The sequence below is a fragment of the Desulfovibrio sp. 3_1_syn3 genome (assembly GCF_000145315.2).
In the GTDB taxonomy this organism is placed as follows: Bacteria; Desulfobacterota; Desulfovibrionia; order Desulfovibrionales; family Desulfovibrionaceae; genus Desulfovibrio; species Desulfovibrio fairfieldensis.
Map to the genome: position 1 here is coordinate 63,532 of NZ_ADDR02000001.1, position 23,845 is coordinate 87,376.

A 23,845-nucleotide genomic window follows, 5' to 3' on the forward strand; every position below is an offset into this window, starting at 1 on the left:
TTATTTCGCCGTTACGCGATCATTTCAAGCGCAAAATGCTCTCTAGGAGACCTGGGTATGCTTTCCTTTGATTACCGGCAGGCCATGGATCTCGACGATCTGCCCCTTATGGACGCGGCGGAGCTGCGCGACCGTCTGACCGGAGCCGTGGCCGAAGGCTGGCGCGTACTGGCCTTCTTCGGACTGCCGGAAGCCGCACGCGGTCCGGACGCTTCCGGCCCCGTGGGCCTGTGCTGCGTGCTGGGCCACGACGCCGCGCGCATGCTGACAGTGCTGCGCACCCCGCCGCTGGAGCGCTTCGACTCTCTCACGCCGGACTGCCCCCAGGTTCACCTTTTTGAGCGCGAGATATACGAGCAATGGGGGGTGGAACCCGTGGGGCATCCCTGGCTCAAGGCCGTGCGCCGCACGCCCGACGGCATGCGGGGCGGCGCGAAGAGCGACGCCCCGGCGGACTACCCCTTTTACCGGGCGGACGGCGGCGAAGTGCATGAAGTGGCCGTGGGCCCGGTGCATGCGGGCATCATTGAGCCGGGACATTTCCGCTTTCAATGCCACGGCGAAATCGTATTGCACCTGGAAATCGCCCTGGGCTATCAGCACCGAGGTCTGGAAGCCATGCTCACGGGCGGCCCGGCGGGCCGCCGCCTGCCGTTGCTGGAATGCGCGGCCGGAGATTCCAGCGTGGCCCACGCCACGGCCCATTGCGTGCTGTGGGAACGCCTGACCGGGACGGACGTGCCCCAACGCGCCCAGCTTGTGCGCCGCATCGGCCTGGAGCTGGAGCGTCTGGCCAGCCATTGCGGCGACCTGGGGGCCATTGCCGGGGATACGGGTTTTCTGCCCACTTCCTCCTGGAACGGGCGCATCCGGGGCGATTTTCTGAACATGACCGCCAGCTTGTGCGGCAACCGTTTCGGGCGCGGCCTGCTGCGCTACGGCGGCGTGGCCTGGGATCTGGACCCGGCGGGCTGCGAGGATCTGGCGGCGCGGCTGCGGGCGGCCGGACGGGACACGCGCGGCGCGGTGGACATCATGTTGGAGGCGGCCAGCGTGCGCGACCGGCTGGCGGGTATCGGCGCGCTGCGCCCCGAGGACGCCCGCGTTCTGGGGCTGGTGGGCGTGCCCGCGCGGGCCTGCGGCCTTGATCTGGACGCGCGCTTTCATGCCCCTCTGTCGGAGCTGCCCGTGGGCGATCACGGTCCGCGCCGGGAACGCGGCGGCGACGTGCTGGCCCGCGCCCTGGTGCGCAGCCATGAACTGGACGATTCCCTGGCCTTGCTGCGGGATGATCTGGCCCGTCTGGCCGCCTGTCCGGAAACGCCCGCCGTGTCCGCGCTTTCGCGGCCGCCGCGTCTTCCGGCCCGCAAGCTGGCCGTGGCCCAGGTGGAGGGGTGGCGCGGCGAAATCTGCCATCTGGCCGTCACCGGCACGAACGGGGAACCGCTGGTCTGCAAAATCGTGGACCCGTCCTTCCACAACTGGCCCGGCTTGGCGCTAGCCATGCGCGGAGGCCAGATCTCGGATTTTCCCCTCTGCAACAAGAGCTTCAATCTTTCATATTGCGGCCACGATCTGTGAGGCTTGCCCATGCTGCGCATCATCAAGGAACGCTTGCACCAGAAATACCGCACGCTGGACTATCCCCGGCGGGAGCCCGCGCTTTCGCCACGCTATCTGGGGCGTCCCACGCTTACGGATGTGGATTGCGGCGACTGCCGGGCCTGTTTCACGGCCTGCCCCGCAGGCGCGCTGTTGCCGTCCCCGTCCGCTGCATCCGGCCCACCCGGTCAGTCCTGCGGCGCGCGCACCCCGCTGCTGGACATGGGCCGCTGTATTTTTTGCGGCGCCTGCCGCGCGGCCTGCCCCAAAGGGGCCTTCCACTTCAGCGGGGAGCACCGTCTGGCCGCCTTCCGGCGGGAGGCTCTGCGCATCGCGCCCCTGCCGCCCGGCGCGTCCGCTCCGGCATCCGCGTCGCCGTGCCCGCCCCGCGATTACAGTCTGTTCCGCCGCTCCCTCAAGTTGCGCCAGGTCAGCGCCGGGGGCTGCAACGCCTGCGAGGCCGACTGCAATGTGCTGGGCACCCTGGTGTATGATCTGGGCCGTTTCGGCATCGAATTTACGGCCTCGCCGCGCCATGCCGACGGTCTGGTGGTCACCGGCCCGGTGACGGAAAACATGCGTCGGGCTCTGCTGGACACGTGGGCCGCCATGCCGGAGCCGCGTCTGCTGGTGGCCGTGGGGGCCTGCGCCATTTCCGGCGGCCTGTTCCGGGAAAGCCCGCAATGTCACGGGGGTCTGGATGGAGGCGGCCGCCTGCCGCCCGTGGATGTCTTTGTGCCCGGCTGCCCGCCCAATCCCTGGAGCATTCTGGACGGTTTGCTGTCGTTGCGCCGCCGGGACTGACAGCTTTTTCGCCGCCGCGCGCGGCTGTTGGTACGGACGTTGGTATCTCCCGGGAACCTGTTTTCGCATCGAGCCGCCCCGTACCTCCCCGTTTTTTGCCGATTTCCTCTTTGGCGGCATCCAGCCGCCAAGGAGGAAGCATGAAACTCACGGAAAAAGCCGTCCGCGCCGTCACCGGCAACGGCAAGGCCCAAAAGCTCGCTGACGGGGGCGGGCTTTTTTTGTACGTCTCGCCCAAGGGCGGAAAATCTTGGCGGCTGGCGTACCGCTACCTGGGCCGCCAGAAACTGCTGGTCATCGGCCCCTGGCCCGGGCTCAGTCTGCGGGAGGCCCGGGAACGACGGGAAGCGGCCAAAAAACTGTTGCTGGAACATATTGATCCTAGCGCGGCGAAGCGGGCGGCCAAAGCCGAAGCCCTGACCGTTTCCCGCAATACCCTGGAAGCCGTGGCGCGCGACTGGCTGGACAAATTTTCCGACCAGTGGGCTCCGCGCACCGCCGCCGCTATTGTGGGGCACGTCACGCAGATTCTGATTCCCGCCTTGGGCGCACGGCCCATCAAGCACATCAGCCCGCCGGAATTGCTGGACATGTTGCGCGGCGTGGAGCGCCGCTCCGTGGTCACGGCGCACAGGCTGTTGTCCGAATGCGGACGTATTTTCCGCTATGCCGTTGCCACGGGCCGGGCCGAACGTGATGTGGCCGCCGATCTGCGCGGCGCGCTGCGGCCCATACGTACCCGACACCTCGCCGCCCTGACCGAACCCGATGAAATCGGACGGCTGCTCTGCGCCATTGACACCTACTGGGGCACCTTTCCCGTTAAATGCGCGCTGCAAATGGCTCCCTATGTCTTTGTCCGAGCCAACGAACTGGCTGGGGCCCAGTGGCGGGAGTTCGACCTGCCCGGAGCGGAATGGCGCATCCCCGCCGAGCGGATGAAAACCCGCGTGGCGCATATCGTGCCTCTGGCCCGCCAAGTCGTCGCTCTTCTGGAGCAATTGCGCAACTCCGACGGCAACAGCCGTTTTCTCTTTTCCGGCCTGCACGGCGGACAGGACAGAATCTGCAATATCACGCTGGTAAGCGCTATCCGTAGGTTGGGCTATGACAGGGAGAGGATGTCATTCCACGGTTTCCGCTCCATGGCCTCCACCCTGCTCAACGAGCGGGGCTACAACAGTGACTGGATCGAACGCCAGTTGGCCCATTGCGAGAAAAACAGCGTGCGCGCCTCCTATAACCACGCCCGTTATCTGCCGGAACGCAAAAAAATGATGCAGGAATGGGCGGATTATCTCGATCACCTGCGCGCGTCCTATAAAGAACACCACCACGCCGCCTACCTTGAAGACATGCGTTTGGCGCTTCACAAAAGAAAAATGCGGGATAATCGGCGGATAGCCGAACATCGACGCGCGGCGCTCTGCCCGAAATAACCAGGACGCGTGGGGCCGGTGCGCCATAATGCGGACCGGCCTTTTTTCAGAAACGCTGTTGGTAGAATTGCGGGTATTTTTACTTTATTTTTATTTTAATCATTTTATTTCAAATGATTAACTGAGACATGTGCTTCTGGCCAGAACGGCAAGTTCACCGGCGGCAACGGCCTGACCGGCTACAACGGCAGTGCGAAAAGCAAAGGCGGCGAAGACGAATTCGAAGCCAAGCAGCGCGTGCGCTTGCAGTTGGATGCCGTGGCTTCTGAATCCCTGTCCGGCACGGTCTTCTTTGAAATCGGCGCCCAGACCTGGGGCAAAGACAGCAAGAACGGTGGTGCGCTGGGCGCGGACGGTAACGACGTGGTGAAGCTGAAGAACGCCTATATCGACTGGATGGTGCCCCAGACCGACCTGAAGGTGCGCATGGGCATTCAGGGCGTAGCCCTGCCCAGCATGACCACCGGTAGCAACGTGTTCAATGACGACGTGGCCGGTGTGGTCGCCAGCTACCAGTTCAACGAAAACGTGGGCCTCACCGCTTTGTGGGCTCGCCCCTTTAACGATAATTTCGAAGGCTGGTATAAGGATGGCTACGACAAGGGCTATGAAGCCAACTACATGGACAATGTGGATGCTTTCGCTCTGCTGCTGCCCCTGTCCTTTGACGGCATGAAAGTGACCCCCTGGGGCATGATGGCCGCCATCGGTCCTAATGCCTTTGCGAAGCAGAAGTACGACAAGGATGATAACCCCGACGGTCGCAACTATTTCGATGTGGCCGGTACCTCCAATAAGTATCCCGCCGCCGGGATGTTCCCAGTGGGTGGAGCCCGTCACAAGGACGGCAGTCTTGATAACAAGAAGCTGAATTCCTACGGCACCGCCTGGTGGGCCGGCCTGACCGGCGAAGTGACCATGTGGGATCCCTTCCGCATTGCCTGGGATTTCAACTACGGTTCCGTGCAGTATGACGACAGCCGCCTGAACCGTCAGGGCTGGCTGGCCTCCCTGCTCTTCGAATACAAGATGGATTGGGGCATTCCCGGTCTGTACGGCTGGTACGGTTCCGGCGACGACAGCAACCCGGCCAACGGTTCCGAGCGCATGCCCAGCCTGAGCGTGAACAACAATAACAACGGCTTCTCCAACTTCGCCTTTAACGGCAATCCCTACATTGCCCGTGAAGGCCAGTTGGGCTACAGCATGTCCGGCACCTGGGGCATCGGCGCCCGCGTGAAGGACGTGAGCTTTGTGGAAGACCTCAAGCACACCCTGCGCGTGAACTACATCGGCGGCACCAACAGCCCGTCCATGGCCAAGAAGTACCTCTCTTCCGGCACCACTTCCGGTCGGTATTTCACTGGCAACGGTTACTATGACGGCCCGAATGCCGGTGGGCTTGGCGAAGACCCGCTGTACATGACCACCAGCGACAGCGCCCTGGAAATCGGCCTGACCAACACCTACCAGATGTACGAAAACTTCACCGTCATGCTGGACGCCGCTTACCTGGCCACCTGGATCGATCACTCCAAGTCCGTCTGGGGCCGCAGCACCATGAACGGCAAAAGCGACCAGGAACGCGATCCCTGGAATGTCAACCTGAGCTTCGTATACGCTTTCTAAGCTTCAGGGACGCAACAACATCTTCAGACAGACAAAGGGGAGCCCACAAGGCTCCCCTTTTCGTATGGGCTTTGCGCATTTCGACAGCCACACGCAGGCGTCTGCATAACAAAAGAACCGCGGATCCCCTGAAATCCGCAGCTCTTAACATAACAAGCTACGCAAGGCGCTTACACGTTGTAATCGCCCCGGTTGAATTTGAATTTTTCCGTGGCGGTCATCACTTCCAGCTCGTTCAGCAACGAATCGAAACCGGGGTTTTTGCCGCGCACACCGGCTGTGCCCTGCTTGATCTGGGTCACCTGGCTGTCGATGCCCTGCAACAGGGCATACGCGTCGCGCAGGGAACCCCCGTCAGCGGACGAACCCAGGGTTTTGGCATAGGAATCCCAGAGATCCAACGTGCCGGATGCCTGGTTAAAGGCTTCCTGCAGAACCTCCGCATCGGGATCGGCAGCCTGGCTCTGTCCCGCGCCGTTCAACAGCATCTGGCTGATCATCCCGGCCTGCGCCGCTCCGGGTGAGAGCGGGCTGGCCGCGGCATTTGCCTGTTCCGTGCCGGTTCCCAGCTGCTGGGCCAGAATGGCGTCAAAACCGCCGCTCTGGCCCGTCTGTCTGCGGACCGTCCCGGCCTGCTGCTCCTGTTGGCGCAGCAGAGCTTCCAATTGTTCGGTATTAATTTCCATATCGCCTCCAGGGTTGGCGTTCCGCTCCAAATATGCAAAAACTCTGCCACAGAAAAACGATGGCTAACCTGTTGTTTTTTTCAACATTCGCCCACTTGGGGGAGGAAAAAATTTCCCATGCCCAGAGCATATGCTTTGTAAAAGCCCTTGTCTATTATCCAAAAAAACTCTATGCTTTTATACAAGTTACAGGGTTAGAGCGTTCGGTTTCAGGCCGGGCGCGCCTTCGGCTAGGGCGGGGGAATTTTCCGCCCCTGCCGGGAGCTCCCCAGTCACACTAGCAGCCCGCAGGGGAAATGGAGCTTGCCATGAAGGAAATCAAGAAGATTCTTTGCGCTGTGGACCTCTCCGAGCACAGCAAGGCCGTGGCCGAATACGCGGTCCTGCTGGCCAAGGGCCTGGGTGCCGGCGTCCTCGTCGTGTATACGGCTCCCTCTCTGAGCCAGTATGTGGGTTTTCATGTGCCGCCCAATACCATTGAGAACTTCGTGGGTGAAATCGTCACCGGCGCGGAAAAGTCCATGGAGGCCTTCGTGGCCGAGAACTTCGCCGGCGTGGAAGCCAAAGGCCAAGTGCTCATCGGCTATGCGGCCGAGGAAATTCTGAACCGCGCCCACGAGGAAAAGGTGGACATCATTGTCATGGGCACCCACGGCCGCAAGGGCATTGACCGCATTCTTTTCGGTTCCGTAGCCGAAAAGGTGGTCAAGAATGCCGACATGCCCGTGCTGACCATCCGTCCCGCAGAACCCATCGGGGAATAATCCGCCGTGACGGCGACGGGGACCTTTTCCCGCCGCCACGCAACGCCTGCCAGCCGCCGCGCCAGCGGCGGCTTTTTTTGGGGTGACCATGTCCGAGATCAGCGTGCGCCCACACATCCGGGAGCTCGACGCCTACGTGCCGGGGCTTTCCATTGCGGAAATCCAGCAGAAATACGGCCTTTCCCAGGTCATCAAAATGGCCAGCAATGAAAACCCGTTGGGGGCTTCGCCTCTGGCCCAGGAAGCCGTGCGCCGCCACGCGCCGTTTCTGTTCCGCTATCCCCAGGGCGGCAATCCGCGTCTGGTCCACGCCTTGGCCGGACTGCACGGGGTGGACCCGTGCCGGGTAGCTGTGGGCAACGGCTCCGATGAAATCATTGATCTGCTGATCCGCATCCTGGCCGAACCGGGCAAACATTCCCTGGCCTGCTTTGAGCCCTGCTTCAGCATTTACCCCATTCAGGGTCGGATTTCGGGCGTGGAGGTCCGTCGCTGCCCGCTGGAAAAGGATTTTTCCTTCAATTTCGACGCGCTGCTCGGTCTGGTGGACCAGAGCACCCGTCTGGTTTTCGTGACCACCCCGGACAATCCCTCAGGCTACTGCCCGCCGCGCGAGGCTGTGACGGACCTGGCCCGGCGTTTGGCCGGGCTCGCGCCGGACTGCCTGCTGGTGGTGGACGAGGCCTATATGGATTTTGCCGAAAACGAGGCAAGCGCATCCCTCCTGGCCTCGGGCACGCTGCCGGAGAACACGGCCTTTCTGCGCACCTTCTCCAAAAGCTGGGGCCTGGCCGGGCTGCGCCTGGGCTACGGGGTGCTGCCGTCCGCTCTGGCCGAATATTTCTGGCGGGCGCGTCTGCCCTTCTCCGTCAACATCCTGGCGGAAGAGGCGGCGCTGGCCGCCCTGTCGGACACGGCCTTCCGTCGGGCAACTTTGGACGCTGTGCGCCAGGGACGCGCCACACTGTGCGACGGCCTCGCGGAGTTGGGTTGCACGGTCTGGCCCAGCGCGGCCAACTTTTTGCTTTTCCAACTGCCTCCGAGCGCGGGTACGGCCAGGGACTGCTTTGAGGGTCTGCTCCGGCGAGGCATCATCATCCGCCCGCTGAACAGTTACAATCTGCCGGAACACTTGCGCGTCAGCGTGGGCAATGCCAAAGAAAATACGGCTTTTCTTGCCGCCATGCGCGACATTCTGACCGAGTCCGAAGGGAGGCGAGCATGAGTGGACGCCTACCGGTGGTGACCCTGGACGGCCCTGCGGGCGTGGGCAAAACCACCCTGGCCCGGCGCATGGCCGAAAGCCTGGGTCTGGCCTATCTGGACACCGGGGCCATGTTCCGCTGCCTGGCCCTCAAACTGGGCCCCGGCGCGGAGCATCTGCCCGAGGACGAACTGCGCGAGCGTTGCGGCCAGTGGACTTTCAGCATCGCGGGCAGGGGCCAGAGCGCCACGCTGTTCTGCAACGGCCAAGCCGTGCGCGGCGAAGTGCGCACTGAAGAAGTGGGCATGTTGGCCGCGCGCATCGGCACAGTGCCGGTGGTGCGCGACGTGCTGCGTCGGGCGCAACGGGCCATGGGCGAACGCTCGCCCCTGGTGGCGGAGGGCCGGGATATGGGCACTGTGGTCTTTCCGGATGCGCGCTTCAAGTTTTTTCTGGACGCCGCGCCCGAAGTGCGCGCCATGCGCCGCCTGCGCGACCTGGAAAACCGGGGCGAGCATGCGGAACTGACCGCCCTGACCGAACAGATCCGGCAGCGCGACGCCCTGGACCGCAATCGAACTGTGGCCCCTCTGCGTCCGGCTACGGATGCCTTGATTGTGGATACATCCCAGCTGGATATTGAAGGCGTTTTGGGCGTGATGCTGCACTATATCAATGTGCACGGCGGCACGCAGGCCTTATTCTCACAGGCGAAATAGGGAAAGGCGTTTTATCCCTTGTTCTGCTGTCGCCGTCCAGGCGGACCTCGACGGCACCTCTGCGGTTTCCAGTAATTATTAGAGCAAGTCACGGCAGCCGTGCCCGTTAGCCCAAAAGGGCTTAAGGGCATCGACAGCAGCGATAAACCGCGTTTTAACATTGCTGCCGGTATTCGTATGGCTCGAAGACTCGCCAACAGCTGCCGCTTCCGCAGTACCCGGGCGGCGTAACGTTTGAAATGTGTAACATTTCAAATGTAAAATGCTCTAATGGCCAGCGGATGCCAAGGTTTCGAGGCTCCGGCGCAAGAGCTGAGATGAGGTTTTCCCTTCCGCCACTTCCCCTTCTCCGCCGCCGTTTCCTATAAAGGCTTGTCCTTGGCCAACAGAGACGACCAAGGCGAATCCTCTTTGGTCCATCCCTATGACTCAGGGCGTTACCTTGGACGACAGCGTGCAGGCTTTGCGCTTCCGGGGCGGCATAATGCGCACCATCTCTCACTCTTTTCTTTCTCCTTTCACTGTCGAGATGTCCTGTCGCTCGGTTTGGCGGGACGATGATTTTTGTCCCGCCATATCATCTCTTTCTCTCGCCGTATTTCCCAAAACCCAGTTCACCATAACCCCGGCAGAAATTTCCTGTTCACGGCAAAAATTGCCGATTGCCCTCCCCCCAGCGCGACAAGTCTTTGGCGCGTGCACATCATTACGGCGCATGCATCCCGCTTGTGAGATATTTTTTAGAAAAAATTCCGCTGATTTTATTAACTTTTATTTCAGGTGGCATAGGCAGTGCATATGAGGAGGGCACAAGCCACAGGCGCATACGGCGCCGGTGTGGGAAACAGCCTCATGGGGAGGACAACATGGACAACCAACTGGATTACGAAATCAATAAGGAATTGGGCGAGTGCTATCTTTTCATGGGCGATTTTGACAAGGCCGAGGAATACTACCGCAAGGCCGCCAGCAACAATGCCCAAAGCGCCGCGCCCTACATGGGGCTGGCCACCGTGGCCGTGCAGCGTTCCGAACTGGAAAAAGCCCTGGTGCTCTATCAGAAAGCCGCCGCCGTGGAAGAAACCGACAAGGCCCTCTGCGGTATCGGACTGGTCTACATGGAACAGGGCAAACACGAAGACGCCTTCAGCCACTTTGCCCGCGCGCTGGATAAATCCGCCGCCAACATTGTGGCATTGAACTGCCTGGTGCGCGAAGCCTATCAGCTGGGCTGCGTGGAACAGGTTCTGCCCTACCTGGAAGCCGCTCTGGCCTGCAGCGAAGAAGCCGAGGCCGTGCGCGTGACCCTGGCCGGCTGCCTGATCTACCTGGGCCGCAGCGACGAAGCCCGCCAGCACCTGGAAACCGTGCTGGGCGCCAATCCGTCCAATAACAACGCCAAGGAACTTTTCGACACCATGGCCGCGTAAGACAAGGCCGGGCGCACGCCCGGCCTTGAAGCAGCCAACAGATACTCCCCTCCCCACACGATTTTCCGGCCCCCGGCGGGTGCCTGGGGCCGGAAAATCTCTTCTTCAGGGGAAGCAGCGCCGACGCGGATCATCCACGTCGGCGTTCTGTTGTCCGTTGTGCGAAAAAAGCACAAAGACGTGCCCGGAACATCGTCCACCGGTACACAATCCCCCGCCGTCCTCTTCGCAACCCGTCTATGGGCATCATGCATAATGGAAAAAATACAGTGGCAATTTGAAACCAAAGAGAAAATTTATGCTTGCGCAATAAAAATATTCTGCCGGAGGCGTACGACTGGATTTTATCCTTATTGGGAAGGGTATTGAGTGGTGAAGGATGGAAAACCCGTATACTCGAACAACGACATACCTTGGTCCTCGCATGGACATAGAGCAAAAAATCAGTATCTTCCCCGCATCCATACGGTAGTCCGGTTCCTGGCCCCAGGACAGGATCAAAACGAATACCTTCTATCACTTCCTTCCTGAAAAACTGTACACATGTTCCCCCTTGCCGGAACAAATCAATCCGGCCTACCGGCCCTTCTTTAGAGCACGGTGGAGGCATATCTTCACGGGGCCCCCATGTTCCCAGCAGCGCGCCACACTGAGGATGTTTGCGAAAGGCATCCACAACGTTTGCAAGCGTATCCGGGGCATACCAGCAGTCGTCGTCCGGGAAGGCGATCAATTCCCCCTGCGCCATGGGCAGTAATGCATTGCGGGCAGTGGATACGCCGCGTGAAGGCAATATTATTCTCGTAAGAGGCAAGCCTGAGTGGGATGCCAGCATGTCGTCTAAAAAACCGGGAGGATTTTGATCCGCCAGCCAGATATGAAAATTTTTGTAGGTCTGCTTCTCCAGCGATGCGAGCAGACGACCGAGTTCATACTCACGGCCAAGAGTAGCGATCATCAAATCAATATATGGCTCTTTACCTGATTCCGGTAGCATTGAAGGCGAAAGACTAGCAGGCAAACTCCAAAGACGTTGTTTGCCTTGCATCAGACGGGGCAGATCCGCCCAATAGCCAGCAATCCGTGAACCAAAGAAACGGTGTATTACCAAATAGCTGCCACTACGCAAAAGCCGTAACAGCGGTTTCAAAGGTATAACGCCGGGGAAATATTTTCTCGATATGTGTAGCAACTCCTTTTCACTGGAAAACATGGTATCCATACAGCCGCTTATTCCCCCGGTCAGCATGGATACAAAGAAATTTTCCCCGATGGCAACATTGTCTCTCCGCACTGTACGACACAAAAAATCATAATCTCCGGCAATGCGACAGTTTGTACTAAACCGATGTTCGTGAAAAAGACTACTACGATGAAAGATGCCTGGATGCGGAAGACACATACCTTGCGGCAAGTCATGCAAGGGTCTAGCGGAGGGCTTCATCAGCTCCAAGCTAGCCCCAGATGGCGTTATCAGTCGTATAGGCGTGGCATAAAAATCTACAAACTTCGGCAGGCTCCGCAGGGCCGCCACACAACACTCCAAGACAGGCCAGTCAAAGTAATCTCCTGCACCAGAAAAAATCACCCACTGACCACGCATCCTGGTGAGAGCTTTATTCCAAGCATCATAGACACCATTATCGGATATACTTTCAAAAGATATTGGGAGATGAGTAAATTTCTGCACAACGCAGCAAGTGCTGTCCGATGATGCGCCGTCCTGAATAATCACCTCAAAACTAAATGAAGAGTCACGAGGGATACTTGTCAAGGTATAGCATAAAAGTTCAGCAGCATTGTGCGTAGCAATAATAATTGAAAGAATTGTTTGTTCAATTTGCATTATATTACAGCATATCAGATTTTGCCTGTTTATTTACATGAAACGCTGCCTGGTATTATCCATTTATTCCAAAATGATCGCCCATATTTCCTATAAGCATGACATCCAAATGGAAGGTTTCCCTTTGTCCATGAAAATAATAATTCAGGGCAGCGCTCAAAAGAAAAATAAGCAGCCTCTTGCGGCAGAGGAACATTATCAACCCCGAGCAATGAAAAAGCCTTGGCAAAAATAAAATCTTCATGGTCTGGTATTAAACGACAATACCATTTTGAGGACAATCGGCAAAGACACATTTCACCCCCGTGCAAAATACGTTTTAATTGCCCTCTAAGTTTTGTCCTAGCAGGGAGATGAATAGTCATAAAATCATAATTGTATTCCTTCCTATTTACTGAGCCATGCAATAGAGCAAGAAAAGCAGACACTTTTCGCAAAGAAAAGCCTCCATTGCCAGCAAAAGGGAACAATTCATCACGGTCATTGAAGAAAGGAGCGCCTACATAGCTGTATCCCCGTGCACACCAGCTGTCCAATGCATCGGAGAACACCCATGCATCAAGCTGGTATATAAGCAAATACTCATACATGCTTAGCTGTTCATAAAAATCAACACTCAACATCAGCTTGTTGTATGTGCTCACACTGCGGAACCAGTGATCCGAAAACCGAACAAGGCTCAGGCGCACACCGGCAAGCGCAGCCTCACGCAGGTAGCTGGCTGGCTGCAAAGACTCTGGGCAAATCAACAACAGAGGATGCTGCCCCAGCGTAACAAAGCATTGCCGTAGAGAGGCCAATTCATCATTATCTGGTTCAGACCTGTAGGCAATAATGGCAACGGCGTGAGAATTCATATTTTACTTGATATACGCTGCTTTTAATTTTCGTAATATACGAATTTTATTATAGATAAAGACTGCTCGCTGCGGCGAAAACATTCGGGAAAGCGCAAAAGGCAAAAGCCCCTTTACCAGGCCAGGCAGATGCGGCAAGGTCGCCCCAACGCCGTAATATCTCTTCATGACACGCACTTTTTCATAACGATAGCGCAGCATGGTTCTCAGGTTACTCGTAGCACCGCCAATGCTCATGCGCGTTACCGGAATATCAAGATAGTGCCCATCTTCATCATTTCGCCAAAGACGGGCCACAAAATCATAATCGCCAACTACTTTGAATGACTCGTCAAATGGCGTGCCGGCAAACAGGCACGCACGCTGAAAAAGGGCCGAATGCACGGCTGGCTCACCCGCACGCAGCTTCTTGGCAACATCGCCGTCAAGCCCTCGCATAAGAAACAACTCATTATCATCGTCACAAATAAAGACATCGCCCGCACCGAAGACAACTGAAGCAGGTAAGGGCAATAATTTTTGACGCACTATCTCCAATGAATCAGGCGACACGAGGCAATCATCAGCGCCAAGAAATATTACCCATTGCCCCTGGATGCGCTGCACAGCTTTATTCCACGCATTATAAATACCACTGTCTGGTTCAGATGCAATTGAAACAGACGGAAGGCGTGAAGCGTATGACTGGAGAACATCCAGGGTATTATCCCTGGATGCGCCGTCCTGAATGATAAGCTCAAAATCACGACACGTCTGCCCAGCAAGCGACTCCAGGAGACGAGGCAAGGTGGAGCCGGCATTGTACGTCGAGGTGATGATGGTGAAAAAATAGTCCCACATGCGAGTTAACCTTTACCGCCCTTGAGAGCACGTAATATCTTCTGACAAACAGCAACAAAAGAGTGTAATCCAAGGCTCAGCAAAAACAAGCGAATCCTCATTTTGCATCCAAGCCTTAGGCTGAGTGGCACTTCAACCAATTGAAAATGATTCTCACCAATAGACACCACGGTGGGTGCAAAAAAAGTTGATGTTTCTATAGATACGTTCCGTAGATATTTATAGCGCGAAACAATAGGGGAGAGGCTGTTAATCTCTTCATTGTAGGCCGAAATATTCGAGCTGAGCTGCCCATAACGTTTGCGGAACACTCCCATATGCCACGGTAACTGTATGTATGGCGAGTGTTCCGCCATCCGCCGCCATAGGTCCCAATCACCCGCCAGTCGTAAGTCCGAGTTGATTCCGCCAGCAGCATCCCAAAGCCACTTCCGCCAAAATGTTCCTTCCTGTTGTATATATGGCCAATGTACCCCATCACATAGGCCATTTCGGATGAGCTGCTGCCCATACCAATCAAAACTTTTTCTAGGTATAATATTTCCAGCCATATCAATCATCATAGGTTTTCCGCCAACCCACTGTACTTGAGGAAGAACTTTCACCACTTTAAACAAGTTTGCAATGCATCCTGCATAGAGCAGATCATCTGCATTAATCCACCCCATAAATGCTTCTTCAGGAATGTTAAGATGCGCAACAGCCAAACTGATGGCGTGATACATTCCTTTATCGGGCTGTGAGCACCAAGAAAAAATAAATGAGCCATTTAGATCTATCGTGCTTATGTCGCGTGCAAATTTTTCGAGTTTATTCTGTGTTCCATCACAAGATGTGCCATCTTGGACATGGTAGTGGATGACGTATTCACCTCTTTGGCTAAAGACGCTATATAATGTCTCTTCTATTGTTTCTACAGCGTTAAAACTTGGGGTTATAATATATATACATCGCATATCAAGGTTATCCATATTATTTAACAATGAAAACAGGATTAAAAATAAAAGGTCTGTAATCTTAGGCTAAAAAAAGAAGTGTATTCTTTCTGTACTCATAGAACACTTGTAATGGCAAAGTGTATAAAGATTTTTTCTTATTTCGGCGTATCCCGTTATTCTCTCTTTCTTTTGAAACACGCCGTACATTCTCCATCGCAAATTTTAATTTCTGTGCGTATGTCTCAAGAAAAAATCGAAGGTTTTCTGAATAGATGGCGGTTCTATACTCGGATAATCCTGAAGCAAACAGTGGCCCCCAAAGATGTTTAAAGCCGTGCGCGTGGTAAAAAATTATGGGGGAACCATTTATGTGTGGGCCAGAGCTGTGCCACTCAATGACTGCCCCTGCCAAATTCCACGGGGCAACACCGCCACCACCATGTGCTATAACATGAACACCTTGAAATTGTTGTTGAAAATTATTAAGGTACTTTTGATCCGCAAATCGATCCTCTTCTAGCTCATCCTTACACCAATTCAGACAAGCATCACGATACCAACTCAAACATTCTAGACCATTGTTTGTTTGAGTGAACGTCAGCCAGCTCACATTGTACAGACCATAACACTCCCTGTCTTTCAGATTTTCCGAGAATCTGTGCGGCGTGATGATGACCGAGGCATCCCCGGCTTCTTCAAAAATTGGCTCAGGCGATGAAAAAAACATCATGTCTGCATCAAGATAGGTAATTTCCTTGATGCCGTTATCCTTTGCCAAAATATACCACGGAAGGCAGGGTGTAATGGTGAAGTAATATTCGATAAGGCTGCGCGCTGCGCGCGTGGCGGCCAATTCGGGGTCTGCCCTTTCCAATTCTTCCAGCCGAATCAGTGAAACATGGGGGTAGGCAAAGGCGGTCAGCGCCGCGTGGCACTGGTCGGAAAGACACAGAACATGCACATGCGCATGCGGGCAGTGCTTATGCAAACTCTCCAGCATGACCATGGCGCGCGGCAGATAGTTGTGATCAAAATATGTGCAAAAATGGCGCGTGCTCACAAATACTGCTCCAGGCGCGGCGCAAAATAGGCCAGACTGCACTTTAGCCCCTCCGCCAGTGAAGTAGTTGGCCGCCACCCCAATTCGCCCCGAATGCGCGCATCCTTGGAATAGTAGTCACCGATATCAATCTTTTTCCGTTCTGCCGGGAATTCGCGCAGCACATAGCTTCCGCCCTTGTGGACAGCAATGAGAGTTGCAGCCAACTCGCGCAAACTAACTACAGAATTTCCGCCCAGATTGTACACGCGGCCATCCGCCTTGGGGTTCGCCGCAGCCATAAGTAGCGCCGCCACGCAGTCGTCCACATATGTGAAGTCGCGCAACTGCTCGCCGCCCCAAACCTCAAAAGGCTTGCCTTCTAAGATCAAACGAATCCAAATACCTACAAAAGTCTGGCGTGCATCCTTGATACGCATGCAGGGGCCATAGGTATTAGTCAGTCGCAACACGGTTGAACGCAACCCATAGACATTATTGTAAAGCAAATGATACCATTCACCCGCAACCTTGTGGATACCATTGATATCCACAGGCCGAATGGGGTGATCTTCATCCACCGGCAGATGGTCTGGTCGCCCGTATATCTGGCGGGTTCCTGCAAAGACTATCTTCACCCCAGGATTATGTGCACGGCATGCTTCCAAAATAGAAAGCTGCGCTTTGGCATTGATTTCCAGGTCTGTAAAGGGATCAGACATGGAATCCATATGGCTTGTCTGGCCCGCAAGATTGAAAAGGAAGTCTTGTCCTCGAATCAAGTGGCTCAAGGCGTGCGTGTCACGCACATCGGTAATATTAAGAAAAACCTTGTGTCGAAAGCCTTCCAGATTGGCCAAGTTGCCGCCATATTCAGGTATAAGACTGTCCGCAATGGTCACCGTTGCCCCGGCATCTACAAGATGTCGGGCCAGATTGGCGCCGATGAACCCGGCGCCGCCTGTAATAAGAACATTGGCTCCTGAAAAATCCACAAAAACTCCCTGACTGCGGTTTTACGCACCCAAACTGCACCACGCCAGCACAGCGGAAGAAACCAGTTCAACAGCATCCGCGCCAAGCTGCGGAAACATGGGCAGGCTGACCAGTTCATCCATAATGCTTTCAGTGACAGCAAGCCCGCAAGGCGCAAGAATACGCGTTCTGTATGCGGGCTGCAAGTGCACTGGTTGCGGATAGTGGATGGCTGTACCAACACCTTTTTTGCGTAAAAAATCCATAAAGTTTTCTCTGTCGCTTGGACAACGCACGACATAGAGATGGAAGGCCGGTTTTGCCCAATGCGCTGTTTGGGGTAAAATCAGACCGCAGGCATTGAGCTTGGCAGCATAGAGAGCCGCCAAACTTCTCCGAGCGGCGTTGTCCGCATCCAGGTAGCGCAACTGTATGCGCAGTATGGCAGCCTGTATCGGGTCAAGACGGCTGTTGATGCCCGGAACCGCACTAACGTAGCGCTGTTTCCAGCCGTATTGACGCAGGGCAGACAACTCTTCGGCCAGAGCGGCATCATTGGTGGCGACTGCCCCGCCATCGCCCAGCGCGCCCAGGTTTTTTGTGGGATAAAAGCTGAAAGCGGCGGCAGCGCCTATGGTCCCGGCCATGCGCTCCCTATAGCGAGCACCGTGGGCTTGAGCGCAGTCCTCAAGCACCGCAAGGCCATGTCGGTTTGCTATGGCCGTAATAGCATCCATGTCGCAAGGATGCCCATAGATATGCACAGGAATAACTACCGCCGGAGTCAAATCCGATCGGTGCGTTTGCAGATGCAAAACGGATTCTTCCAGAGACGCCGGATCCATGGTATATGTGGCGGCATCAATATCCACAAGTACGGGCACCCCACCCGCCCGCTCTATTGCCGCCACAGTGGCTACCGCCGTGTGTGATACCGTAAACACGGCCTTGCCCGGCCCAACTCCCAAAGCACGCAGGGCCAGCTCAATGGCGTCAGTACCGCTGCCGCACCCTGCCGCGTGTTCAAGACCAAGCCAGGCAGCAAAATCCTTTTCAAATGCTTCGACTTCCGGCCCAAGGATGTATTGGCCAGCATCAAAAGCCCGGGCCACGCAATCCAGAATTTCCTGCCTGCGTTGGGCGTAGGCCGCGTGGGGATTGGCGAAGGGAGTGAAAGAGGAGGTCATGCTTAATCCCTACAGTTCAGTATGATTTGTTGATGATACCCCATAATACCCCAAAAGCCCGGCGGGTCTACCTGGCTTCGCCATTTGGGGCTTAACGAGAACGCTTTTTTGAGGATGCCGCGAACCTTTTCTTCATCCAGCCAGCGGCAAGCATAACTTGCCGGGTAGATTTCCGGGGGAACATTTTGCACGGTTATTCGTTCGCCCTTTTCTGCAAAAGGGGTTCGGTCAAGGATGATAGCCTGCGGATTCAGAGCAGCAGACTGCTCCAGGGAGGCATAAGGGAGTTTTAGATATTGCAGCACAGCGGAAAACAGCACCACATCTATCGGCCCATTAGCGGCACAGGATTGCATGTCTGGCCAAAACTGCAGTTCACCAGAACTGAATTCTTCTCTGCCACAGGAAACAACATGCGGCTGCTCCACCACATTCCAGGAAAGGCTGTCCAGGTTTTGCAGCAAGGGCTTGTGTTGCCAGTAGGTGCTGCCGAACGCGCCACCAAAATCAAGAACCCGCAAACGCCCCTTGTTCCAGGCAGCCACGCTCATGAGGGCTGAAAGCAAGGGCAGGTTGTGCTCTTCATGATCAAAACAAACGGAATCGCGCTCCCATAGAGCCTTGCCATCACGCACTGCTCTGGCCGCATCCCGAACCCTTACAAAAATAGCATCCTGATCGTAGCCGGTGGAAGCTGCAACCGCGCTCTGCCAGTCAGGATAGTCGCCCTGCCAAGTCACAGCCTGTTCAGTGTGGCTGCGATGGTGGAATTTCTGTATGTAGCGCAACAGAATGGGCGGAAGAATTTCCCTGCATAGAGTCTTCAGTTTCATGGGTGATCCAATACAAAAAATATTTTATAACACAATTTGATCAAGTGTCTGTTTTGGGAAAATGTCAACCATTGACTGCGGATTTAGATTGATAATTTTAACATTAATACTGTTGGCATAGTTATATATTTCTTGGAGTTCAGAGAAATATCCAAAGATAGATGAGATCTCTTGGCTGTACGATGAGTTTGAATAGCATTTTTTTGCGCTGCCGTCATAGTAATGCTTGTCAAACCAATATACTTTGTTGTGCTGGTCAACGCTCATAGACTTTAGCCAGTCAGCATCAACTCCGGCCAACAAAATTTTTTTATATCCTGCCATCAGCGCCATGTACAATGCCGCGCTTGGCACACTTTGAGCACCAAAGCTATAATAGCCTTTTTGAACCAATTGTTTGTTCCACACCTTCTGGGTCGAAACGGAGCGGTCAGGGAAGCTTGTCAAAACGACAGAAGATGAATCATAAATATTTTGAGCCAGCCTGAAATATCTGAGTGGCACCGCAATTTGTAACCCATGGGTTGTATTTTGCAGTACTTCGGCAAGCTTGTTGCGCGCATCTTTGATGTTTGGGTGTACATTTGACTCGAAAAAATTTGGATCTGCCAGAATATGCATCACGGGTTGCAACTGGGAAAAAACGTCGTTCTGCTGAGCGTAATTCATGGTGTAAAGATCAAATTGCTCTCTTTTAGCAATGAGTTCCTGAAGGATGCTTTTGGCCGAAGGGCCATTTGCCAGAATCAAGCAGGTATCTTTTTTTCTAATCGGCTTCGGGCACTGAGGATGTTCCGGTAATGGGCATAACATGCTGATAAAAACCAGTTTATCCCTCCAAATACGCGCCGGAAAAGACAAGAATTTTCGAAGTATTTGTTTTGTTCCCATGTTTTTCGTCCATCGTAGCAAGGTTTGAGCTTAATTATTGTGCAATCTTTGTAAATTCAACAGAAAAATCTTTGTTTGTTTTTATTTGTTCGTCGCCCTGACGCAAATTCTACTCCATATTTCCCATATGAGCGGAAGAGGACAACATCAAAGTAGGCACAGACATATCTCTCTGCGATAGGTAAATGGCGTGCTGAAGGCCATTGAGCGCAATATTTAAATGCCTAAGCAGATAATATATTTCTTGTACAAGCAAACAATGCCCCACTTGTGCCCAAATGTGATGCCAAGTTTACTGCAATAAACGGTACATGCGCAATGCTAGCGCAAAATCATATCGCTTGGCATGCGCGTATTCATTAAAGCAAAGGATTGCACCTAGTGTAATGCGTTCAAGCATTTTTTTGCTGTATGTCAGGCAAGGCATGGTGTTGAGAACATATGCACGCATAATAGGTATATTTTCAGGGGAAATGTCTGCGCTATACAAGTGTTTTGTTAAAAGAGAAAAATCATAGGCGGCTATAAGCCCTACAGAGAAGCCAGCATATTCAGCAGATCCCAAATCGTAAGAATATGCCTCGATTATTTGTGCAAACTCATCTGGAGGAGCAGTGAGTTGGGCCATATCCAGAGGCTCAAAGCTATACTCTCGACATATTATATCATGCTTGGCGTGGCATATGGCGCAAAGGCGCTTTTTTTCCATTTCGAGATTTTCTACAGGCATGCCGTACATAGCTATCATGGAACAATACGCCATTTGGCCGGTACACTTTATGAGCAAAACACGTTGCCGCAATGTGCGGCCGGCATGGCCAATACGGCAAGATTGCGCGCATAGGGCTCTATGCCCGTTTCCGGCAAAAAATTACCAAGGGACGCGGTGCGGTGACAAGCATTTCTATATTAATCCTTGACTAGGTGTCGCACGCGAGATGCGCGATCTTTTAAACGGCAACCTTAGACTTTGGTATAAAACCATTTTAACATATGGCATCAGCAGCCATTTCTTTACTGTGTGCGGCCACAGTGACTGTCACAGTTGAAGGTGGAACCAGTGCATTAGGCTTGGCAGTATCATCGATCTCTCGATACGACAATATAACGCGGGTAAGCCATGATGCGCCAACGGGCTGATGGACAATCATACCCACAAGTGCGGTCTGCGCTAAATCTGTTTTTACTTCAAGCCAGTGTCGTGCATCGCCAATGCGCAACAGCCCGCTTGTCATGCCCAAGGCATGGCTTGCCGATACCAGAAAGGACACCGGCGCCGTGTGGTTAACTGGCGAGGTCAGCGCGAAGCGCTCCCACCCGCTGCCGCCGTTGTGCGTTGCAAAAAAGAGGGTGCTTACGTCATAGGCCTCGGGCAACAGAGTAAGGTGCAAAAGGCGTATGGAACACACGGGCAACGATTGCCAGCCAAACCGATAGGCAATGCTGAACTCAGGCCGCTGCTTTGAAAGGCGGACAGCCTTTTCCATGGGGCAGAAAAAATTGGGAATAGCAGCGCTGTAGCTGATGTACTGCTCTGTTTCCGTCATTTCTGGAGTTACGGTTGCGAGGTCTGTACGCTTGCGCTCCCCCTGGGCTTCCAGCACCACATGTCCGGTAAAAAAATCGGCAGCATGCGCGATATCTTCAAAATCACCGTGCGAGATAGTGCCCAGAACGGGTGCAGAGCCAAGCGAAGGGAAGGAAAGCGCCTGCACCGCCAAGCCCTTGCGTGGGTTGAGCCGCGCCGCCACATGAGGAGTGGCCGCATCAATCCAGCGCGGCATGGTCAATGCTGCTGTTTGCCCCGTGAGCAAGCTTGAATTATCCGGCGGCGACACCTGCCACTTGTTTTCCATGTCTGCCAACGCCGCCGCATACCGATTCCATCGCTGCTCTGTGATGTGGGTTCTAAAGTCGCTGGCCCAAAGGCAACAGAGTGCCCTCCAGTCCGCATCATCAGGCACGCCCGCGCGCATGGCATGGAGTATACGATGGCAACGCGTATTGATGTCCAAGTCACCCCGCCCGGTGACCGCCCAGCGCAACAGATTGTACTTGGGCTGCTTTTTGACAATAACAGGCTGAGCTGAAGATTCCAGTTGCAGGACGTGCCCGGCATGAGGGAGGTTCAAGGCCGTTACCTGGCTTGGCAAACAAAAGCGCCAACCCAACGCATCCCGCACTGCGCACAGGGCTTGCGCCATGCGCTGCCATTCGCCCAGTGTTATAGCGGCCTCTGTTTCAAAACGTCCCGGCCTGAAGTTGAACACTTCCGCATCATTGCCGTAAAGGCAGATAGCTCTGGAACTGGGGCCAACATGCCGCTTCAGACAATTCAGATAAGCATCAAGCTCCAAGTCTTCGTGTACCAGCCGCTGCAAATGCTGAAATACCACAGACTGCACCCATACGAGATCAAGAGGGCGGCCCTGATGGTCAAGAACCTTCTGCGGCGCGTACCGCAGCTCACTCTGCCAGCTGGGATGGGCAAGGGCGGGATTGTCCCATTCCATCAAGATGCTGGCATAGCCGTGGTCTACATAATGTTCCAGAATACCCGACGAGTACGCCTGCTCGTTGATCAGCGCAATTGCGGGCTGCTGCCCAAGCAGGTGTTCATATGCCCGCTGCCCAAGACGCTGGTTGTTGCAGTTAACATCTGACGGAACCAGCGGGCCGATAAGCTGGGTGTAGCCCGAGCCGATGCACTCAGCCAAGCCTTGAGCGCAGAGCGTGCTGAAGCGGTCTAACCACTGCGGCCGTAAGCGGGCGATTTCTTCCAGCGTCCATCCCGTGCATTCCACGCCAAGGGGGATGCCGTACTCTTGGGCAATGCCAAGCATGGGAATGTAACAACGGTCGATCACCTCGGCGCGCTGTTCTTCCGCAATAGAAGAAAAGGCGAGGTTACAATGGAAAAATAAATAGGCTGTGGTTTGCGCTTTAGTCATCTGCAATCTTTTTACACACGATAAAGGAGCTAGCGCCCAACGGGTCGCCATCTTTCAAAATACGCCCCTGCTTTAACCCTTGCTGGGTGATGACATGGAAGAAACTACCACAAACATCCCGCAATTCCTTTGCGGAAAACTCGTGAGTATGCTCAATCGTTATCGGAATATGGCCGAAACGATTTTGCGGCGTTGATATGACAAGAATTCCATTCGGTTTCAAGACTCGCCTGCATTCTTGAAGAAAAGCGGCTGCATCAACATGCTCAAGAGTTTCACAGGAGACGACAACATCAAACGTCTCATCTGCAAATGACATGGCAAGACAGTCTTCCACTTGGAAATGCACATTGCTCGGAATATCTATGGACGCAGCAGCAATTGAAGCAGGTTCTATATCCCCACCAATCACAGACTTTGCATGCTCGGCAAGCATGCGTGTTCCCCAGCCTGTGGCACAGGCAATATCAAGGACAACGTCCGACTTTGAAATATACTTCTGCGCAAGCTCATATCTAAAAGAAAATTGATTTCCAGAAGCAATTTGTGCTGATAATATCACATTAATATGACTGTCGTATACCGCTGCGAATGCCTCGCGACATTGCTGCAGGTATGTGTCGTCAATTATGTCGTCACATTCAAAAAAAGCACAAGTAAACTCTGCGGAAAAAAACATAAAATATTTTGGATGTACCGCATAAACGGCAGAATCCGGATGATATTGCAGCATAGCTCGCATCTTACGCAGAGCACCAACACGGTAGATATCCGAAGAAATCTGTGCGGGAAAATCATCTGGTAGTTTAACGCAATCTAGGCGCTTTCCTATCGCAAGTTCATACATGCCAGCAACAACATCTGGAATCCAGCCAAAATGGAGACCATCAATACGTACAATGCAGTCTTCTTCAGAGCAGGATTCAGTTGCGGCCAGCATTCGATCAAGGGGGCTGGCATCAAACCCATAATATATTGAAATATTTCCATTTTCTATCAAGGCTTCCTTGACCTGCTCAAGCTCACATCCTCTATCGTATTCAGGGGCAATGATAACCACGGGAATGCCCGGCCACGCTGCTAAAGCTTTGGCCGCAGTCTGTTGCACTGCGGGGATATGCCCTTGTGCAAGTCGCATGCACAAATCCTGTCCACCGCTCCACGCCCGTGATGCGGCTTGAATTAAAATCATGGCAGGTCGCTGCGCCATA

At 54.5% G+C, this 23,845-nt stretch carries 21 protein-coding genes; 8 read left to right on the forward strand and 13 right to left on the reverse strand.

Features of this window, described 5'->3' with window-relative positions; all coding sequences use genetic code 11:
* The first annotated feature begins 57 nt into the window (after positions 1-57).
* The 4 genes from HMPREF0326_RS00225 (at position 58) to HMPREF0326_RS00240 (ending at position 5,474) form a co-directional block, all read left to right on the forward strand.
* Positions 58-1,581, forward strand: a complete 1,524-nt coding sequence (locus tag HMPREF0326_RS00225; RefSeq protein WP_009302917.1) for a hydrogenase large subunit — start codon at positions 58-60, stop codon at positions 1,579-1,581.
* A 9-nt stretch (positions 1,582-1,590) separates the two neighbouring features.
* Positions 1,591-2,406 carry a 4Fe-4S dicluster domain-containing protein gene (locus HMPREF0326_RS00230; RefSeq protein ID WP_008681787.1) on the forward strand — a complete coding sequence of 272 codons (816 nt, stop codon included), beginning with the start codon at positions 1,591-1,593 and terminating at the stop codon, positions 2,404-2,406.
* Positions 2,407-2,546: 140 nt separating this feature from the next.
* Entirely contained in the window at positions 2,547-3,845 is a 1,299-nt protein-coding gene (locus tag HMPREF0326_RS00235; RefSeq protein WP_008681789.1) for a tyrosine-type recombinase/integrase, read from the forward strand.
* A gap of 237 nt (positions 3,846-4,082) precedes the next feature.
* Positions 4,083-5,474, forward strand: a complete 1,392-nt coding sequence (locus HMPREF0326_RS00240) for an outer membrane homotrimeric porin (RefSeq protein ID WP_008681791.1) — start codon at positions 4,083-4,085, stop codon at positions 5,472-5,474.
* 170 nt (positions 5,475-5,644) lie between these two features.
* On the opposite strand, the gene HMPREF0326_RS00245 is transcribed toward HMPREF0326_RS00240, so the two are convergent.
* Positions 5,645-6,160 carry a hypothetical protein gene (locus HMPREF0326_RS00245; RefSeq protein ID WP_009302914.1) on the reverse strand — a complete coding sequence of 172 codons (516 nt, stop codon included), beginning with the start codon at positions 6,158-6,160 and terminating at the stop codon, positions 5,645-5,647.
* A gap of 308 nt (positions 6,161-6,468) precedes the next feature.
* Here HMPREF0326_RS00245 and HMPREF0326_RS00250 point away from each other — a divergent pair, with 308 nt between their 5' ends.
* From HMPREF0326_RS00250 to HMPREF0326_RS00265, 4 genes are all read left to right on the forward strand, one after another.
* Entirely contained in the window at positions 6,469-6,924 is a 456-nt protein-coding gene (locus tag HMPREF0326_RS00250) for a universal stress protein (RefSeq protein ID WP_008681795.1), read from the forward strand.
* A gap of 88 nt (positions 6,925-7,012) precedes the next feature.
* Positions 7,013-8,149, forward strand: coding sequence for a histidinol-phosphate transaminase (hisC, locus tag HMPREF0326_RS00255; protein WP_009302913.1), 1,137 nt, complete (start codon positions 7,013-7,015; stop codon positions 8,147-8,149).
* Entirely contained in the window at positions 8,146-8,847 is a 702-nt protein-coding gene (gene cmk / locus HMPREF0326_RS00260; protein ID WP_008681797.1) for a (d)CMP kinase, read from the forward strand. Before hisC ends, cmk begins: the two co-directional genes overlap by 4 nt.
* An 866-nt stretch (positions 8,848-9,713) precedes the next feature.
* Entirely contained in the window at positions 9,714-10,277 is a 564-nt protein-coding gene (locus tag HMPREF0326_RS00265) for a tetratricopeptide repeat protein (protein ID WP_008681798.1), read from the forward strand.
* A 130-nt stretch (positions 10,278-10,407) separates the two neighbouring features.
* On the opposite strand, the gene HMPREF0326_RS15700 is transcribed toward HMPREF0326_RS00265, so the two are convergent.
* The 12 genes from HMPREF0326_RS15700 to HMPREF0326_RS00310 form a co-directional block, all read right to left on the reverse strand.
* The gene (locus HMPREF0326_RS15700; protein WP_008681799.1) at positions 10,408-12,123 is read right to left on the reverse strand and encodes a glycosyltransferase family 2 protein; all 1,716 of its coding nucleotides are present in this window, start codon (positions 12,121-12,123) and stop codon (positions 10,408-10,410) included.
* Between the two features lie 29 nt (positions 12,124-12,152).
* A complete protein-coding gene (locus tag HMPREF0326_RS15705; RefSeq protein ID WP_008681800.1) occupies positions 12,153-12,980 on the reverse strand; it encodes a DUF5672 family protein in 828 nt (275 codons plus the stop codon).
* 3 nt (positions 12,981-12,983) lie between these two features.
* On the reverse strand, positions 12,984-13,820 hold the full coding sequence (locus HMPREF0326_RS00270) for a glycosyltransferase family 2 protein (RefSeq protein ID WP_008681801.1): 837 nt from the start codon (positions 13,818-13,820) through the stop codon (positions 12,984-12,986).
* Positions 13,821-13,825: 5 nt separating this feature from the next.
* Positions 13,826-14,791 (reverse strand): glycosyltransferase, encoded by a 966-nt coding sequence (locus tag HMPREF0326_RS15710; protein ID WP_232221585.1) that lies wholly within the window; start codon positions 14,789-14,791, stop codon positions 13,826-13,828.
* A 46-nt stretch (positions 14,792-14,837) separates the two neighbouring features.
* Entirely contained in the window at positions 14,838-15,818 is a 981-nt protein-coding gene (locus HMPREF0326_RS00275) for a hypothetical protein (RefSeq protein WP_008681805.1), read from the reverse strand.
* The gene (locus HMPREF0326_RS00280; RefSeq protein ID WP_008681806.1) at positions 15,815-16,792 is read right to left on the reverse strand and encodes an NAD-dependent epimerase/dehydratase family protein; all 978 of its coding nucleotides are present in this window, start codon (positions 16,790-16,792) and stop codon (positions 15,815-15,817) included. Before HMPREF0326_RS00280 ends, HMPREF0326_RS00275 begins: the two co-directional genes overlap by 4 nt.
* Positions 16,793-16,813: 21 nt before the next feature.
* Complete coding sequence (locus HMPREF0326_RS00285; protein WP_008681807.1) at positions 16,814-17,959, reverse strand: DegT/DnrJ/EryC1/StrS family aminotransferase; 1,146 nt, start codon at positions 17,957-17,959, stop codon at positions 16,814-16,816.
* 2 nt (positions 17,960-17,961) lie between these two features.
* Entirely contained in the window at positions 17,962-18,792 is an 831-nt protein-coding gene (locus HMPREF0326_RS00290; RefSeq protein WP_009302911.1) for a TIGR04325 family methyltransferase, read from the reverse strand.
* A 24-nt stretch (positions 18,793-18,816) separates the two neighbouring features.
* Positions 18,817-19,683, reverse strand: coding sequence for a hypothetical protein (locus HMPREF0326_RS00295; RefSeq protein WP_008681809.1), 867 nt, complete (start codon positions 19,681-19,683; stop codon positions 18,817-18,819).
* Between the two features lie 292 nt (positions 19,684-19,975).
* Positions 19,976-20,431: a hypothetical protein gene (locus HMPREF0326_RS00300; RefSeq protein ID WP_035061101.1), complete on the reverse strand. Its 456-nt coding sequence runs from the start codon at positions 20,429-20,431 to the stop codon at positions 19,976-19,978.
* A gap of 238 nt (positions 20,432-20,669) precedes the next feature.
* A complete protein-coding gene (locus tag HMPREF0326_RS00305; protein ID WP_008681811.1) occupies positions 20,670-22,634 on the reverse strand; it encodes an alpha-amylase in 1,965 nt (654 codons plus the stop codon).
* Entirely contained in the window at positions 22,627-23,844 is a 1,218-nt protein-coding gene (locus HMPREF0326_RS00310) for a class I SAM-dependent methyltransferase (RefSeq protein WP_020990093.1), read from the reverse strand. The genes HMPREF0326_RS00305 and HMPREF0326_RS00310 overlap by 8 nt, the downstream gene beginning before the upstream one ends.
* Between the last annotated feature and the right edge of the window lies 1 nt (position 23,845).